The sequence below is a fragment of the Streptococcus sp. Marseille-Q6488 genome (genome assembly GCF_946902925.1).
Taxonomy (GTDB): Bacteria; Bacillota; Bacilli; order Lactobacillales; family Streptococcaceae; genus Streptococcus.
The window spans coordinates 48,221-64,969 of record NZ_CAMPPZ010000015.1 but is presented as its reverse complement, the minus strand read 5'-3'; the positions used below and the strand labels follow the sequence as shown (position 1 = coordinate 64,969).

General features: G+C 40.4%; 19 protein-coding genes and 1 pseudogene. 17 read left to right on the top strand and 3 right to left on the bottom strand.

The features are described from left to right. Nucleotides 1–6 precede the first annotated feature (6 nt). Both OVN23_RS07855 and OVN23_RS07850 read right to left on the bottom strand, forming a co-directional pair. Nucleotides 7–384 (bottom strand): annotated as a pseudogene (locus OVN23_RS07855) (hypothetical protein); the annotation flags it as partial. After that, nucleotides 385–1,323 (bottom strand): Rpn family recombination-promoting nuclease/putative transposase, encoded by a 939-nt coding sequence (locus tag OVN23_RS07850; RefSeq protein ID WP_267240928.1) that lies wholly within the window; start codon nucleotides 1,321–1,323, stop codon nucleotides 385–387. It lies immediately after the preceding pseudogene. A gap of 147 nt (nucleotides 1,324–1,470) precedes the next feature. Between OVN23_RS07850 and polA the strand changes: the two genes are divergently transcribed. Together polA and OVN23_RS07840 are read left to right on the top strand one after the other, a co-directional pair. Beyond that, nucleotides 1,471–4,104 (top strand): DNA polymerase I, encoded by a 2,634-nt coding sequence (gene polA, locus OVN23_RS07845; protein WP_267240927.1) that lies wholly within the window; start codon nucleotides 1,471–1,473, stop codon nucleotides 4,102–4,104. Nucleotides 4,105–4,187: 83 nt separating this feature from the next. Beyond that, nucleotides 4,188–4,625 carry a CoA-binding protein gene (locus OVN23_RS07840; RefSeq protein WP_050971606.1) on the top strand — a complete coding sequence of 146 codons (438 nt, stop codon included), beginning with the start codon at nucleotides 4,188–4,190 and terminating at the stop codon, nucleotides 4,623–4,625. A 220-nt stretch (nucleotides 4,626–4,845) separates the two neighbouring features. Here OVN23_RS07840 and OVN23_RS07835 read toward each other — a convergent pair whose 3' ends face one another. Beyond that, on the bottom strand, nucleotides 4,846–5,856 hold the full coding sequence (locus tag OVN23_RS07835; protein WP_173219481.1) for a YeiH family protein: 1,011 nt from the start codon (nucleotides 5,854–5,856) through the stop codon (nucleotides 4,846–4,848). A 479-nt stretch (nucleotides 5,857–6,335) separates the two neighbouring features. Here OVN23_RS07835 and OVN23_RS07830 point away from each other — a divergent pair, with 479 nt between their 5' ends. The 15 genes from OVN23_RS07830 (at nucleotide 6,336) to OVN23_RS07760 (ending at nucleotide 16,511) form a co-directional block, all read left to right on the top strand. Continuing rightward, on the top strand, nucleotides 6,336–7,505 hold the full coding sequence (locus OVN23_RS07830) for a pyridoxal phosphate-dependent aminotransferase (protein ID WP_173249625.1): 1,170 nt from the start codon (nucleotides 6,336–6,338) through the stop codon (nucleotides 7,503–7,505). Further along, the gene (gene recO, locus OVN23_RS07825) at nucleotides 7,502–8,272 is read left to right on the top strand and encodes a DNA repair protein RecO (protein ID WP_125451626.1); all 771 of its coding nucleotides are present in this window, start codon (nucleotides 7,502–7,504) and stop codon (nucleotides 8,270–8,272) included. Before OVN23_RS07830 ends, recO begins: the two co-directional genes overlap by 4 nt. After that, nucleotides 8,269–9,261 (top strand): phosphate acyltransferase PlsX, encoded by a 993-nt coding sequence (gene plsX / locus OVN23_RS07820; RefSeq protein ID WP_023932889.1) that lies wholly within the window; start codon nucleotides 8,269–8,271, stop codon nucleotides 9,259–9,261. The genes recO and plsX overlap by 4 nt, the downstream gene beginning before the upstream one ends. A 5-nt stretch (nucleotides 9,262–9,266) precedes the next feature. Then, complete coding sequence (locus OVN23_RS07815; RefSeq protein ID WP_173219484.1) at nucleotides 9,267–9,500, top strand: acyl carrier protein; 234 nt, start codon at nucleotides 9,267–9,269, stop codon at nucleotides 9,498–9,500. 284 nt (nucleotides 9,501–9,784) lie between these two features. Continuing rightward, nucleotides 9,785–10,636, top strand: coding sequence for a C40 family peptidase (locus tag OVN23_RS07810; RefSeq protein ID WP_240147171.1), 852 nt, complete (start codon nucleotides 9,785–9,787; stop codon nucleotides 10,634–10,636). 112 nt (nucleotides 10,637–10,748) lie between these two features. Beyond that, on the top strand, nucleotides 10,749–11,918 hold the full coding sequence (locus tag OVN23_RS07805; RefSeq protein WP_173219491.1) for an N-acetylmuramoyl-L-alanine amidase family protein: 1,170 nt from the start codon (nucleotides 10,749–10,751) through the stop codon (nucleotides 11,916–11,918). Nucleotides 11,919–12,070: 152 nt separating this feature from the next. Then, on the top strand, nucleotides 12,071–12,217 hold the full coding sequence (locus OVN23_RS07800; RefSeq protein ID WP_000425304.1) for a smi_0057.1 family bacteriocin-like peptide: 147 nt from the start codon (nucleotides 12,071–12,073) through the stop codon (nucleotides 12,215–12,217). Between the two features lie 447 nt (nucleotides 12,218–12,664). Continuing rightward, complete coding sequence (locus OVN23_RS07795) at nucleotides 12,665–13,597, top strand: GHKL domain-containing protein (protein WP_240149753.1); 933 nt, start codon at nucleotides 12,665–12,667, stop codon at nucleotides 13,595–13,597. Further along, on the top strand, nucleotides 13,594–14,325 hold the full coding sequence (locus tag OVN23_RS07790) for a response regulator transcription factor (RefSeq protein ID WP_020900480.1): 732 nt from the start codon (nucleotides 13,594–13,596) through the stop codon (nucleotides 14,323–14,325). Before OVN23_RS07795 ends, OVN23_RS07790 begins: the two co-directional genes overlap by 4 nt. A 620-nt stretch (nucleotides 14,326–14,945) precedes the next feature. Then, nucleotides 14,946–15,074, top strand: a complete 129-nt coding sequence (locus OVN23_RS07785; RefSeq protein WP_000658223.1) for a smi_0059.1 family bacteriocin-like peptide — start codon at nucleotides 14,946–14,948, stop codon at nucleotides 15,072–15,074. An 11-nt stretch (nucleotides 15,075–15,085) separates the two neighbouring features. Continuing rightward, the gene (locus OVN23_RS07780) at nucleotides 15,086–15,226 is read left to right on the top strand and encodes a hypothetical protein (protein ID WP_001004581.1); all 141 of its coding nucleotides are present in this window, start codon (nucleotides 15,086–15,088) and stop codon (nucleotides 15,224–15,226) included. 110 nt (nucleotides 15,227–15,336) lie between these two features. Then, nucleotides 15,337–15,519, top strand: a complete 183-nt coding sequence (locus OVN23_RS07775; protein ID WP_000435077.1) for a class IIb bacteriocin, lactobin A/cerein 7B family — start codon at nucleotides 15,337–15,339, stop codon at nucleotides 15,517–15,519. 240 nt (nucleotides 15,520–15,759) lie between these two features. Continuing rightward, on the top strand, nucleotides 15,760–15,960 hold the full coding sequence (locus OVN23_RS07770; protein ID WP_001055966.1) for an SPPN_00645 family bacteriocin-like peptide: 201 nt from the start codon (nucleotides 15,760–15,762) through the stop codon (nucleotides 15,958–15,960). Between the two features lie 192 nt (nucleotides 15,961–16,152). Next, a complete protein-coding gene (blpU, locus tag OVN23_RS07765) occupies nucleotides 16,153–16,383 on the top strand; it encodes a bacteriocin-like peptide BlpU (RefSeq protein WP_173219511.1) in 231 nt (76 codons plus the stop codon). A gap of 2 nt (nucleotides 16,384–16,385) precedes the next feature. Then, nucleotides 16,386–16,511: a PncF family bacteriocin immunity protein gene (locus OVN23_RS07760; RefSeq protein ID WP_007284823.1), complete on the top strand. Its 126-nt coding sequence runs from the start codon at nucleotides 16,386–16,388 to the stop codon at nucleotides 16,509–16,511. Nucleotides 16,512–16,749 lie beyond the last annotated feature (238 nt).

The following is a 16,749-nucleotide window of genomic DNA, read 5'->3' as shown; positions in this document are numbered from 1 at the left end:
ATAATCTTATAACAATGCTTCAAACTCAGCGACGGTCATGCCCAACTGCTGGCTGGCAACCTCGGAAGTCAGGAGACCTTGGCGAACCATGTCTAAGAAGGCAAAAAGTTTCCCTTCTTCCCTTCCTTCAACTTTCCCACGCTCTAATCCCTTTTCCTCAGCTTGCTCCAAGGCATAGTCCTGCGCTAACAATGCCTGTTCTTCACGCATACGTAGTTGACTAAACATTTTCCTGTCCTCCTCGGACCAGCTCTTGTAGTCCAGCAGTTGGTCTGCCTGGCTAATGGCTCGCTCGGGTTGTTGAGTAAAGGGTTTGTTGCCGAAAAACTCCAACCATGGCTTGCGAACCTCGTCCTTGCTGGTTTCTCTGTATTTTTTTAATTCTTATTTATGATGATCTTTCAATAATTCTTCAAACTCAGAGACAGTCATACCCAGCTGATGGCTGGCAAATTCAGAGCTTAAAACATGTTGGTGAACTAAATCAAGAAAGGTAAAAATTTGTCCTTCAATTTTTCCTCGCTCTAGTCCCTGTTCAATACCTTCTGCTAGCCCACGCTCTAAGCCTTTTTCCTCCGCTTGTTCCAAGGCATAGTCGTGTGCTAATAATGCCTGTTCTTCACGCATACGTAGTTGACTAAACATCTTCCTGTCCTCCTCGGACCAGCTCTTGTAGTCCAGCAGTTGGTCTGCTTGGCTGATAGCTCGCTCAGGTTCTTGGGTAAAGGGTTTATTCCCGAAAAACTCCAACCATGGCTTGCGAACCTCGTCTTTGCTGGTTTCTCTATATTTTTTTAGTTCTAAGAACGCCATCTTGACTAGATGGTTTTCTTGTCCATTAGTTGTGATAGTTAAGACCTCACCTGTCGTGTCCTCGCGCATACTAAAGCTGTGAAAAGCCAAGTCATCTTGGAAGTAGTTGCTGTCCACAATTGCAATAGCGTAAACAGGAGCGATATGCTTGTAACTCTGGTGGGTGTCACCTTCACGTTGGCGAATTTTTTCTAGATTTTGATTGACCTGACTGCACAGATAAGCCCACAGGCGATTGATGAAAAAATTCTGATGATGCACCTGAATTTCGATGATAACTTGAGTGCCATTATCTAGTTCAGCTAAAACATCTATACTGGTATAGAAATCCTGGGCTGAGTACGGTAGGGAAGGCAAGACATGAATGTTGCTTCCCTCCAAAATCGTTACATTTTTGGCTGGTAAATCCAGCATATCGCGAATAAATTGACAAGTGATTTCTGGATTGCTAAAGATTTTTTTAGCAACCAAGTCATTGGTTGGGCTAATGCCCGGATGTCTGAGAATCATCTATTTCCTCCTTTTATTATACCATAGTTTTAAATCTAGGCTCACTAGATTCACTGCTTCTATCTATTTATTCGGAAAAAGTATGAAAAATATTGGGTATGGCTCTTTCCAATGGTATTTTTTGGTGCTTTCCTTTATAATGGGTGTATGGATAAGAAAAAATTATTATTGATTGATGGGTCTTCTGTTGCTTTTCGGGCGTTTTTTGCGCTCTATCAGCAGTTGGACCGTTTTAAGAATGCGGCTGGTTTGCATACCAATGCGATTTATGGTTTCCAGTTGATGTTGAGTCATTTGTTGGAGCGAGTTGAACCTAGTCATATTTTAGTAGCCTTTGATGCGGGAAAGACGACCTTCCGGACAGAGATGTATGCGGACTATAAGGGTGGTCGGGCTAAGACTCCTGATGAGTTTCGTGAGCAATTTCCTTTTATTCGTGAGTTGCTGGATCATATGGGGATTCGTCACTATGAGTTGGCTCAGTATGAGGCGGATGACATCATTGGGACACTGGATAAACTAGCAGAGCAGGATGGTTTTGATATTACCATTGTCAGTGGGGACAAGGACTTGATTCAGCTGACGGATGAGCATACGGTGGTTGAGATTTCCAAGAAAGGTGTGGCTGAGTTTGAGGCCTTTACGCCAGATTATCTCATGGAAAAGATGGGCATTACACCGACGCAGTTTATCGATCTCAAGGCGCTTATGGGAGATAAGTCGGATAATATCCCTGGGGTGACCAAAATCGGTGAAAAGACGGGTATCAAGCTCTTGCTGGAGCATGGTTCGCTTGAGGGAATTTATGAAAATATTGATGGGATGAAGGCTTCTAAGATGAAGGACAATCTCATCAATGATAAGGAACAGGCTTTTTTGTCTAAAACACTAGCGACCATTGATACCAAGGCACCGATTGAGATTGGTTTGGAGGATTTGGTCTATAGTGGTCCAGATGTGGAAAATCTTGGGAAATTCTACGATGAAATGGGTTTCAAACAGCTCAAGCAGGCTTTAAATGTGTCATCAGCTGATGTGGCTGAGAGTTTGAATTTTACTATTGTTGACCAAGTCAGTCAAGATATGCTGAGTGAAGAGTCTATCTTCCATTTTGAGCTTTTTGGTGAGAATTACCATACGGATGATTTGGTTGGTTTTGCCTGGTCTTGTGGCGATAAGCTCTATGCTACAGATAAACTTGAACTTTTGCAAGAGCCGATTTTCAAGGACTTCTTAGAAAAAACACCTCTGAGAGTTTATGATTTTAAAAAGGCCAAAGTTCTCTTGAATCGTTTTGGTGTGGATTTGCAGGCACCTGCTTTTGATAGTCGTTTGGCTAAATACCTCCTTTCGACTGTGGAGGACAATGAAATTGCGACTATTGCTAGTCTTTATGGTCAGACTTATTTGGTTGATGATGAGACTTTCTATGGTAAGGGAGTCAAGAAGGCCATTCCTGAACGTGAGAAATTCTTGGAACACTTGGCACGTAAACTTGCCGTTTTGGTCGAAACAGAGCCTGTTTTACTTGAAAAACTCAGCGAAAATGGGCAATTAGGGCTTCTTTATGATATGGAGCAACCTCTGGCTTTTGTCCTTGCTAAGATGGAAATTGCTGGGATTAAGGTTAAAAAAGAGACCTTGCTTGAGATGCAGGTTGAAAATGAGCTTGTTATTGAAAAACTCACTCAGGAGATTTACGAACTGGCTGGTGAGGAGTTTAATATCAACTCTCCTAAGCAATTGGGTGTACTTCTCTTTGAAAAATTGGGACTTCCTCTAGAATACACTAAGAAAACCAAGACAGGTTATTCGACTGCGGTGGATGTCTTGGAACGCTTGGCTCCTATTGCGCCAATTGTTAAGAAAATCCTCGACTACCGTCAGATTGCTAAGATTCAGTCTACTTATGTGATTGGCTTGCAGGACTGGATTTTGGCTGATGGTAAGATTCATACTCGCTATGTGCAGGATTTGACCCAGACTGGGCGTCTGTCTAGTGTGGATCCAAACTTACAAAATATTCCTGTGCGTTTGGAACAAGGCCGTCTCATTCGTAAGGCTTTTGTGCCTGAGTGGGAGGATAGTGTACTGCTCAGTTCGGACTATTCACAGATTGAATTGCGCGTTTTGGCGCATATTTCCAAGGATGAACACTTGATTAAGGCTTTCCAAGAAGGGGCAGATATCCATACTTCGACAGCCATGCGGGTCTTTGGCATTGAGCGTCCTGAGGATGTGACTGCAAACGACCGTCGCAATGCCAAGGCTGTCAACTTTGGAGTGGTTTACGGGATTTCAGATTTTGGTTTGTCTAATAATTTAGGCATTAGCCGTAAGGAAGCCAAAGCCTATATTGATACCTACTTTGAACGCTTCCCAGGTATTAAAAATTACATGGATGAAGTGGTGCGTGAGGCGCGTGATAAGGGCTATGTGGAGACCCTTTTCAAGCGTCGTCGTGAGTTGCCAGATATCAATTCGCGTAACTTCAACATTCGTGGTTTTGCGGAGCGGACAGCTATCAACTCACCTATCCAGGGTTCAGCAGCAGATATTCTCAAGATTGCCATGATTCAGCTAGACAAGGCTCTAGTTGAGGGTGGTTATCAGACTAAGATGCTTCTGCAAGTGCACGATGAAATCGTCCTTGAAGTTCCTAAATCTGAATTGGTAGAGATGAAAAAATTGGTCAAACAAACCATGGAAGAAGCCATTCAACTCAGTGTTCCCCTCATCGCAGATGAGAATGAAGGGGCAACCTGGTACGAGGCTAAATAAAAAGGGGGCTAGTCCTCCTTTTTGTAGTAGAATTCTGCAAGCCTTTTCAAATTGTGCTATACTGATGAAAGAGGAGGATTTTTATGAGTCAAGAATTTATCAATCCAAGTGATGGCGTGATTCGTCAGTATCTCGCAACGAGTAAAACCCTTGCTGTTGTGGGTTTGTCAGACCGTGAGGAAACAACCAGCAATCGAGTGACCAAGGAAATGCAGGCTCGGGGTTATAAAATTATCCCAGTCAATCCCAAGGCGGCAGGTGGCGAAATATTGGGTGAAAAGGCTTATGCTAGCCTTGCTGAGATTCCTTTTCCTGTAGATATTGTCAATGTTTACCGTCGCAGTGAGTTTTTGCCTGATGTGGCGCGTGATTTTCTCAAAGCTGATGCCAAGATTTTTTGGGCACAGCTAGGACTTGAAAATCTAGAAGCGGAAGAGATCTTGCGTGCTGGTGGATGCGATGACATCGTGATGAATCGCTGCATCAAAAGAGAACATACTCGCTTGATTAAGGAAGCATAAGAAAAAGGTAGCTGATGGGCTACCTTTTGTGTTATACTCAATGAAAATCAAAGAGCAAACTAGCCGCAGGCTGCTCAAAACACAGTTTTGGGGTTGTAGATAGAACTGACGAAGTCAGCTCAAAACACTGTTTTGAGGTTGTGGATAGAACTGACGAAGTCAGTAACCATACCTACAGCAAGGCGACGTTGACGTGGTTTGAAGAGATTTTCGAAGAGTGTTAGAAAATGCCGATAAGGGTCTGCACACCAAGACTAGTGAGGATGATGGCAATCCAGCAGATGGCTCCGAGAACAATGGATTTTCCGCTGGATTTGACCATAGCTACCAGATTGGTTTTGAGCCCGATAGCACTCATGGCCATGACAATAAGGAATTTAGAGAGTTCTTTGAGAGGGGTAAAGAAACTACTAGACACACCTAGAGAGGTGAGTAGTGTAGTGAGGAGAGAGGCAAGGATAAAGTAAAGGATAAAAAGTGGGAAGACTTTTTTCAGTTGTAGGCTTTGCTTGTTTTCTTGTTGGCGACTTTGCCAGTAGGATAGAAAGAGCGTGATAGGGATAATGGCCAAAGTACGTGTGAGTTTAACAATGGTTGCAGACTCGAGGGTATTGCTTTGGTAAAGGCTGTCCCAAGCGCTGGCGGCAGCCGTTACAGAGGAAGTGTCGTTGACCGCAGTCCCTGCAAAGAGGGCGAAGCCTTCATTGGATAGATGAAGCCAGGTGCCGAGGGTTGGAAAGATGAGCGCAGCCAAGACATTGAAGAAAAAGATAACGGAAATGGATTGGGCTACTTCCTTTTCCTTAGCATCAATAACGGGCGCTGTCGCTGCAATGGCAGAGCCACCACAGATTGAAGAACCTACTCCAACCAAGGTAGCCAGTTTTGTATCCAGTGCAAAGAAGCGCTGGAAGAAGTAGGCAATAATCAGAGCTATTGAGATAGTGGACAGGATGACAGGGAGTGAAGATTGGCCAACTGCGAAGACCTGCGAGATATTGAGACCAAAACCAAGCAAGACAACGGCATACTGGAGCAATTTCTTGGAACTAAAGGTCAATCCCGCATCCAGTTGTGTATAAGACGAGAGAAAGGGATGTAGGAGCATTCCCATGAAAATGGCAAAAACGGGCGCGCCAATGACAGGGAAGAATCCTCCTAAGTACCAAGATACGATAGAAATGAGAAGGCAGGCCAAGATACCTGCTCCATTTTTTGATAGAAATGACATAAAAACCTCCAAATAAAATCTTTTACCATTGTAGACATAAAAACAGGAAAAGTCAAATAGAAAGTGGAGCTAACAATTATTTGACAAGTAGTGCTAATTATGTAATAATAATCCTACAAGAACTGTAACGAAGTCTTGGCAAAAACAAAAATACCAGAGCTCCACCTCTGGTATTTCTTTTTGTCCAGTTACATTAAAACTAAACTCAGGTTATATTTTTTTGTCGCGCTTATCTAACCACTTTCTGACTATCCACTCAGAAATGACATTACCGGTAATAGTAATCAGTAATGGTGCTAGAATAACTGTAACGAAGATTAGCAAAAACTCACCTCCAAACTAAGTTCGTTAGTGGAGTTGCGACAAATCCATTTTAACATACTTCAATTTGTCATGCTAGCGTTATTCTCTAATGTATTTTTGCGGTCGGGGGGCTTTTGTAGTATAATAGAGATACGTTTTTACAGTAGGAGGTATCTATGGACTTAACTAAGCGCTTTAATAAACAGTTAGATAAGATTCAAGTTTCGTTGATTCGTCAGTTTGACCAAGCTATTTCGGAGATTCCTGGGGTCTTGCGTTTGACTTTGGGGGAACCTGATTTTACAACACCAGATCATGTTAAGGAGGCGGCCAAGCGAGCGATTGATCAGAACCAATCCTACTATACAGGGATGAGTGGTCTGCTGACTCTACGTCAGGCAGCCAGTGACTTTGTTAAGGAAAAGTACCAACTGGACTATGCTCCTGAAAATGAAATCTTGGTTACAATTGGGGCGACAGAGGCATTATCTGCTACTTTGACAGCTATTTTGGAAGAGGGAGACAAGGTGCTCTTGCCAGCTCCTGCTTATCCGGGTTATGAACCAATTGTCAATCTAGTTGGGGCAGAGATTGTCGAGATTGACACGACTGAAAATGGTTTTGTCTTGACTCCTGAGATATTAGAGAAGGCCATTTTGGAGCAGGGTGACAAGCTCAAGGCGGTTATTCTCAACTATCCAGCAAATCCGACAGGAATTACCTATAGTCGGGAGCAGTTGGAGGCCTTGGCAGCTGTTTTACGCAAGTACGAAATTTTTGTTGTCTGTGATGAGGTTTACTCAGAATTAACCTACACAGGCGAAGCCCATGTGTCTCTGGGAACCATGTTGAGAGATCAGGCTATTATTATCAATGGTCTATCTAAATCACATGCCATGACCGGTTGGCGTTTGGGACTGATTTTCGCTCCTGCAGCCTTCACAGCTCAGTTGATTAAGAGTCACCAGTACTTGGTCACTGCTGCAAATACCATGGCTCAACATGCTGCGGTGGCAGCCTTGACGGCTGGTAAAAATGATGCGGAACCTATGAAGAAGGAATACATCCAGCGTCGGGACTATATTATCGAGAAAATGACTGCTCTTGGTTTTGAGATTATCAAACCAGACGGTGCCTTCTATATCTTTGCTAAGATTCCAGCGGGCTACAATCAAGATTCCTTTGCTTTTCTGAAGGATTTTGCTCAGAAGCAGGCCGTTGCCTTTATCCCTGGAGCTGCCTTTGGGCGTTACGGAGAAGGCTATGTGCGTCTGTCTTATGCAGCCAGCATGGAGACTATCAAAGAAGCCATGAAACGACTTGAGGAGTACATGAGAGAAGCATGATTCAGTCTATCACGAGTCAAGGCTTGGTGCTCTACAATCGCAATTTTCGTGAGGATGACAAGCTGGTCAAGATTTTTACAGAGCAGGCTGGTAAGCGGATGTTTTTTGTCAAACACGCAGGTCAGTCTAAGCTGGCCCCTGTTATTCAGCCCTTGGTGCTGGCACGATTTCTCTTGCGAATCAATGATGATGGGCTCAGTTACATTGAGGACTATCATGAGGTGATGACTTTTCCCAAGATTAATAGCGACCTCTTTGTCATGGCTTATGCGACCTATGTGGCGGCTCTTGCAGATGCTAGTTTGCAGGACAATCAGCAGGATGCTCCCTTGTTTGCTTTTTTACAAAAGACTTTGGAGTTGATGGAAGCAGGTTTGGATTATCAGGTTTTGACCAATATTTTTGAAATCCAAATCTTGACTCGATTTGGGATCAGCCTCAATTTTAATGAGTGTGTCTTCTGTCATCGGGTTGGTCAGGCTTTTGACTTTTCTTTCAAATATGGAGCCTGTCTCTGTCCAGAGCATTATCATGAAGATGAGAGACGTTGCCATCTCAATCCCAATATCCCTTATCTGCTCAATCAATTTCAAGCCATTGATTTTGAAACCTTGGAGACCATTTCGCTCAAGCCTGAAATCAAGCAAGAGCTACGCCAATTTATGGATCAGCTCTACGAAGAGTACGTTGGGATTCACCTAAAATCAAAGAAATTTATTGATTCCCTAGCAGACTGGGGACAATTACTAAAAGAGGAAAACAAATGAAAAAAATCGCAGTAGATGCCATGGGAGGCGATTACGCACCCCAAGCCATCGTTGAGGGTGTAAATCAAGCCCTAGCTGACTTTTCAGATATCGAGGTTCAACTCTACGGAGATGAAGCTAAAATCAAGCAATATCTAACAGCAACAGAGCGCGTCAGCATTATCCATACGGATGAGAAGATTGATTCAGACGATGAACCTACGAGAGCTATTCGGAAGAAGAAAAATGCCAGTATGGTATTGGCGGCCAAGGCTGTCAAAGAGGGTGAAGCAGACGCTGTCCTTTCAGCTGGGAATACAGGTGCCTTGTTGGCTGCAGGATTCTTCATCGTGGGTCGTATCAAGAACATTGACCGTCCTGGACTTATGTCGACCTTGCCAACTGTAGATGGAAAAGGTTTTGACATGCTGGACCTCGGTGCCAATGCGGAAAATACAGCCCAGCACCTCCATCAATACGCGGTTCTAGGTTCTTTCTATGCTAAAAATGTCCGTGGAATTGCGCAACCACGTGTTGGCTTGCTCAATAACGGAACAGAGAGTAGTAAGGGCGATCCGCTTCGTAAGGAAACTTATGAATTACTGGCGGCTGATGAAAGTTTGAACTTTATCGGAAACGTAGAAGCACGTGATTTGATGAATGGAGTTGCGGATGTTGTCGTGGCAGATGGTTTCACGGGAAACGCTGTGCTCAAGTCTATTGAAGGGACAGCCATGGGAATCATGGGCTTGCTCAAGACCGCTATTACAGGTGGTGGTCTTCGAGCGAAACTAGGCGCCCTCCTTCTCAAGGACAGCCTCAGAGGTTTGAAAAAACAGCTCAACTACTCAGATGTTGGTGGAGCAGTCTTGTTTGGTGTCAAGGCACCTGTTGTCAAGACTCATGGCTCAAGCGATGCCAAGGCTGTTTATAGTACAATCCGCCAGATTCGTACCATGCTAGAAACAGACGTAGTTGCCCAGACTGCGCGTGAATTTTCAGGAGAATAAAAGAGATGACAGAAAAAGAAATTTTTGACCGTATTGTGACCATTATCCAAGAGCGACAGGGAGAGGGCTTTGTCGTGACAGAATCCTTGAGTCTGAAAGACGACTTGGATGCTGACTCAGTTGACTTGATGGAGTTTATCTTGACGCTGGAAGATGAATTTAATATCGAAATCAGCGATGAGGAAATTGACCAACTCCAAAGTGTAGGAGATGTGGTTAAAATCATTCAAGGAAAATAGCAATCGGAGTTCCAAGGCATTTGCTTTGGAATTTTTTATTTGGCTTAATACTATTCGAAAATCTCTTCAAACCACGTCAGCTCTATCTGCCACCTCAAAACAGTGTTTTGAGCAACCTGCGGCTAGCTTCCTAGTTTGCTCTTTGATTTTCATTGAGTATAAGTGACCGTTTAGGAACAGATTTAGTCTTTCTAGGGACAGTAGAAATCTGAGGAGAAATAAGGGATATAATAAAGTCAGAAAAAATCAATCTCCAAAAAGGAGAAAAAGAAAGGATTTTTATGATGAAAAAATATCTTTATTCTAGTTTGTTAGTTCTTGCAGGAGGCGTTCTCCTAGCAAATACTACGGTAGCCTATGCTGATTCCCCATCAGCAAGTGAGAAAGAAGCGATTGCTCAATTAGTTAATCAAGGCAAGATAAAAGCTGAAGAAGCTGATCAAGTAAAATTGATTGGTTTTGAAGATAAAGAAACCCAAGCAGAGGGAAATCAAGAGAAGAAAGCTTTCAATCAATATCGTGATCCGAAAGGAACATGGATGCAAACCAATGGTAAATGGTGGTTTAAATACGGTTCAGGTGGGTATGCTAAAAATTGGGAACAATTAGATGGCAAGTGGTACTATTTTGATGACCAAGGATGGATGAAAGAAAATACTTGGATTCAACCTGATGGTAATTATTACTACTTATCTGCTAGTGGTGCTATGGTAACTGGTTATCAACGTGTGAATGGTACACCATACTTCTTTAGAGACAGTGGTGTATGGGTAGAAAATCGTGGGCAAGCTCTTGGTGAATACGCAGAGACATTTGTAGGAAGAATTCCATATGTTTGGGGTGGGGCAGATTTGAATAGTGGCGTAGATTGTTCAGGATTTACGATGGCTATTCATGCTAAGTTTGATATTAGTATTCCTAGAGTAACCTATGGTCAAGCAACAGGAGGAAGTTATGTAAGTAATGGTTCTCAACAAGCTGGAGATTTGATTTTGTATAATAGTGAAGAGACAAATGACCACGTAGGTATTTATGTTGGTGGTGGAAAGGTAGTTCATGCTCCATATCCAGGTCAATATGTTTCTTATATGAATCAATACGGTATTACTCAAAATACAATTCGTAGATATTGGTAATATTGTCTAATTTTTCACAATATTATTGACTTTGACAATGAAAAGTATTAGAATATAGCTAAATAAAGAGGGGAAGCCCTCTTATAGCTATTCAATAAAGGAGGAAATGGCTATGAAAAAATCTAAACTACTTACACTTGGTTTGCTTGTAGGTGCTGGTTTGCTTTTATCTATCAACCAAGCACAGGCTGCAGATACTTGGGTTAAAAATGGTGCTGACTGGAATCTTTCTCAAGATGGCAGTCTAGCTAAGGATAAATGGGTACAAAATGCTGGCTCATGGTATCACTTCGACAGCACTGGTAAAATGCAGACAGGATGGCTCAAAGACGGTGATACATGGTATTCACTAGCAGATAGTGGAGCTATGCGTACTGGCTGGTACAAGGAAGGTAACACATGGTATTCGCTCGCAAGTAGTGGCGCCATGCGTACAGGTTGGTACAAAGAAGGGTCTACATGGTACTATCTTCATTTTAGTGGTTCTATGATGACAGGTTGGGAGTTCATAGATGGTAAATGGTCTTACTTTGAAAAATCAGGTGCTATGGTCGCAGATAGAGCTGTTCCAGCCAGTGATGGGGAAAGTTATGTCATTGGTAAGGATGGCTATCTAGCAAATAGAAAAGATGCTGGATACAATATTCATGATATTGTCAAACTTGGAGATGGGCAAGAATATTTGCTAAATGCTAAAGGTGACGATGTTATTATTGAAAAAAATGCTTGGTATATCAGACCAGAGTTCAAGAAGTTTTCTAATAAATATGGAGATGAGGTTGCAAATACTACCTTAGCTTTAGTGGATAATAAAGAAGAAGGACAAGAAATTGATCCTAAGGCAGTTGTACAGAACTTCCAAAACTTACCAAATCGCTACTACTTTGATGAAAATGGACATCGTGTGGTTAATATCCCAGCAATGACAACCTATTCAGAGATTAAAAAAGTTGGCAATGATGTCTATTTAGAAAATCCAGGTGCACGACTTCGTCTTGGAGCTACCCACTTTACAATCAATAACAATAAACTATACTATTTAGAAAATGAGCAAGGTAAGCTCAAAACAGGTTACTTTGTATTGATTGATGATGGTATGGCTACAACCCACTATCACATCCTAGCCTATGCGGATCAATCTGGTGAAATTCTTAAGATGAAACGCTTGCCATCAGGAGTTTCAGATTATCTGGATAAAGAAATCGATGGTTTATATGGTGAAAAAATTAAGATTGAATCTCCACACTCAAACGAATATTATAAAGTGGTTGTGGTTAAATAAAAATAACATCTTCACAACTAATCGTTAACGCTCTAACCAATATACCATTTTCAGGAGGCTTTAGATTTCTTGTATTTTAAAAGGAAACTAAAGCCTTTTGTAGATGGAGCAGGGGATAGAGTTATCTATAAAATAATGAAAAGGAGTCTGTCATGGAAATGAAAAACACATTTGTAGAATTGGAACAATTTGAAGAGTTAACCCCAGAGGTTTTGGAGGAAGTGAATGGTGGAGGGATTTTTGAAGATACTGTAAAATGGTGCAATAAATTATTTGGTACGGGTAGACACGTTGCTTAAATTCACAGTATTAGTTAGAGATTAGATTTATTTATGCTTATTTTAGAATTCTTATTTTCTGTGATATATCTACTGTTGGTAGTCGTTTCAACCATAGTTCCTACTATTTATTTGGGCGCTCAAATTTCCCCAGAATTTTATAAAAAACGTTATTGGATACTTATATTTTTAATTAGTTTATCTGCTCGTCAAACATTTGGAGAATTATTTCATATAGGAGTTCTTATCTACTTTTACTGTATTTTTTTATTAGTATTGCACAAGGGAAAAGGGGAATCTCTTTTTCTTTCTCTGTATCTTTTTCTCTTCTTTCAAAGTATTCGTTATTTATTTTTGACAATTTGGATTCGTGTATTATCTGGTGAGCATTGTTGTTTCGTAGATTCGTTTTCTACTTTATATATATCTATATTTGATTTATTATCAATCTTTCTATGTTGTAAAATTATGAAGCGTTGGTCTTTGGATTTGGATTTATTCTTTTCAGATACTTTTAAAACCCACTATCGTAAGAGCTTTTTCATTATCCTACCTCTGACTGGATTTAGGATATTCTCTTCGTTCATGACCAATAGAAATAGTTCTTTTTACGTTCGCTTTGACACGACCATTTCTCTCCTGATTTTCATTCTCTTTTTCTCCTGGCTCTTTTATATCAGACACTTAGAGCAGGTTTATCGTGATGAGCAGACCATTCAGAGACAGGAAGAAGAAAATCGTTCCTTGCAAGGGATGGTGGATAAGTTGGGTCATCTCTATGATGAGGTTCGAGGTTTCCGTCATGATTTTGCAGGGATTGTCGCTAGCATGGAGCCTGCCATAGCGAATCAAGATATGGCTGAGGTGTCTACCATTTATCAAGATGTCTTTTTAAAGACAAATGAAAAGCTGAGGAAGGCAGATTACACGGCCTTTAATCTTCATAATATCCATGATATAGCCATTCGCAATACCTTGGCAAAAGCTATGATTGTGGCAGATAATCAGGGAATTCATTTTAGTTTGGAGACGGTGGGGGTTGTCGAAGAGCTGGATTTGCCGATGTTGGAGGCTATCCGTATCCTCTCTATCCTCACGACAAATGCCTTAGAGGCAGCCAGTGAGGCGGAAAATCCGCAGATTCGGGTTGCTTTATTGGCAGGTGATAGGAGTGTCCGTTTTATCATTGAAAACACTCGTAAGAAAGAAGAACTGAATCCCATCATTCTCAGTCAAAAGGGTTACTCTACCAAGGGAAACCACAGTGGACTGGGTTTAGCGACCTTGGAGGATATGGTTTTTCATTATGATTTAAACTTAGATACCCAGCTAGGAGAGACGACTTTTAGACAAGATTTAGAATTACCATTTAAGGATGAGAAACGAGGGGGAGAGGAATGAGAATTTTAGTTTTGGAAGACGATAGAGTTCAGCAGGGACGGATAGAGCAGACTTTGCTAGATATCGGTCGCTCTCGCAATTTGAGATTGGAAATTGATATTGCCAAAAACTATGGGGAAGTTGAAAAGTATTCTCAGTATTTTGACCATTACCAGCTCTATTTATTAGATTTAGAGATTGATGGAGAGCGTGAACGGGGCTTTCAGGTTGCTCAACAGGTTCGGGAGCGAGATCCCTTTACAAGCATTGTCTTTGTGTCCACGCACTCGGAGGCCTTGCCTCTAGCTTTTCGCTATCACTTGTCTGCCTTGGATTTTATTTCCAAGGATCAGCCTGAGGAGGATTACCGTCATCAGCTGGAGCGCTGTCTGGACTATGTACTGGCAGTAGATAAGAGGGAAAATATGCGTCTCTTCACCTATAGTTTTGAGGGAAGACGGGGCTTTACTCTGCCCTACCATGAGATTTTAGCCTTTGAAACCTCAGTGGAATCTCATCGTATCAAGGTCTATTATGCCAATCATTCTATCAAGACCATTTATGGCAGTCTCAAGGATATTGCTGCCAAGGCTGAAAAAGATTACTTTGTCTATGCCAATCGCAATACGTTAGTCAGTTTACAGGCCATTGAAGAGATGACTGCCACAGAAGTGACCTTGTTAGAAGGCTTGCACTTCCCCGTATCGCGAACAGCCAGAAGAACACTTAAAAAACATCTTAATGTCTAGTATCTGTTAGATTTGAATGAGTTTATCAATAAGAATATCGGAAAATTTTCTGATATTCTTATTTTTTGACTTCTTTTTCGAATAGATAAGTAAGAGGAAAAGGAAGGAGTTTGCTTTATGTATCTACCAATCTTGTATCCGTGGTTCATTAAATTATTTTTTAAATAAAATTTAATTTAGTTGTACATTTTCGACTTCTTTTTCGAATAGATAAGTAAGAGGAAAAAGAAAGGAGTTTGCTTCATGTATCTACCAATTTTCTATTCATGGTTTACTAAATTATTTTTCAAATAAAATTTGATTTAGTTGTACATTTTCGAAATTTTTTTTCGAATAGATAAGTAAGAGGAAAAAGAAAGGAGTTTGCTTCATGTATCTACCAATTTTCTATTCATGGTACATTAAATTATTTTTCAAATAAATTTAATTTAGTTGTACATTTTCGAAATTTTTTTCGAATAGATAAGTGAGAGGGAAAAGAAAGGAGCCTGGTTTATGTTTATATCAATGTTCTACCCATGGTTCACTGAGCTATTTTTTAAATAAAATTTAATTTAGTTGTACATTTTTGAAATTTTTTTCGAATAGATAAGTGAGAAGAAAAAGAAAGGAATAAAATAATGAAAGAACATTATTACGGATTTGTTGAGCTAACTTCGGAAGAATTGACCGATATTCAAGGTGGAGAAAATTGGGTGAAGACCCTTGCAGATTGGTACATTGGATTTCGTAGAGGTTTTGGTTTTTAGGAGGATAAGAGATGAATGAAATGAATGATAAGTATACTATTGAAGTATTAAAGGAAAGCGACTTAGCCTTGCTGGTGGGTGGTAGTGAGGCAAGTTACCAACATGGTTTAATGGTGGGGTTCATTTTACGTCGTGCATTATTTGGATTCTAAGATAATATTTAGAGAGTGAAGCTTACCTACAACAATGAACAGAATATATGAAAAAGGAAATACAAATAACTACCTTTTTCAATTGTTAAGAATCAAAAAAGGAGAATAAGATGGAACAAATTAAAAATATGGAAAATAATTTTCATGTAATGAGTCATGAGGAATTGGCCGATGTAGAAGGAGGCTTGCTATTTGGTCTGGTAGTAGTTGGAGGAGTCGCAATTGCAGGAACATTTTTATTGGGTGCGGTAGATGGTGCTTCAGGAGCACATGCTAAGCGTCGTGGACGTTAACAGGGAAGGATGAGCGCTAATGGAACGCATAATAGAAAGTTGGATTACTAGGGTAGAGAATTTTTACAGTTTGCAGTCAATTCCTGTAAAAGTATTCATTTTCATAGTTGGAGTAGTTGGGATTTATGCTTTAGGGACATTACTTTTAGGACCGGTTTATTGGGCGGGGCAGAAGTTTGGCGAAACAATTTACAATTATTTGTTTTAATAAAAAATTATAGATAAAGAGGAACAGACATAATGAATATGATAAAAATTGAAGAAAAATTTACAAGTCTTACAGAAAAAGATTTGGCAACAGTAGAGGGTGGTCGAGTGTCATGGAGAGGTAATATTAACATCGATGTCCACAAAGTGATTGATAGTACGGGAAGATTTTTCGGTGGTATCTATAATGCTGGTAGATCATTTGGGCGAAATGTTTACAATGCATTTTATTAATATAGTTTATTAAAATGAATATCATATATTATATTTTTGAATTCGTTTTCGAATAGATAAATAAGAGGAATACAGGGAATGATTATTTCAGTAATTCAAGATTTGGATGAAACAATTTAATAAACACTGCTATACCAAACTTATCAAGTTTGTAACAAGACAAATATTAAAAATAAAAAAGAGGTATTCGTTATAAATACAAAAACGATGTCACAATTTGAACTTATGGATACTGAGATGCTTGCTTGCCTTGAAGGTGGCGGATGCAATTGGGGAGATTTTGCCAAAGCAGGTGTTGGAGGAGGAGCAGCACGAGGTCTTCAGCTAGGAATTAAAACAGGAACATGGCAAGGTGCAGCAACTGGTGCTGCGGGAGGAGCTATACTTGGAGGTGTGGCATATGCAGCGACATGTTGGTGGTAATTATGGATTTTAAAAGTTTTATTATTGGTTTAGTAGTTGGTATATTTGGTCCTTATATGGATGATTTAATTAGAAAAAAATTTTTAAAGTCTTCGGAGAAGAAAACAGAAAAATTTGTCAAAAAATAATCAGAACGATAAATGATGAATCTGATTCAAAATTATCTTGCACATGTAAAGAGGACCATCTCTCCTCTTATCAGGTAAATAGGAGTCTTGTAGTAACGAATCAAAAAAAGGAGTAACTATGAATCGTAATTTAGAACGGTGTTATCTATTCTGACTATGAATAGATCATACCAGAGGTGGCTTAGAAATAGCAGGGACATTGGAAATTGTAGTAATAAATAGGATGTCACAAATGTTA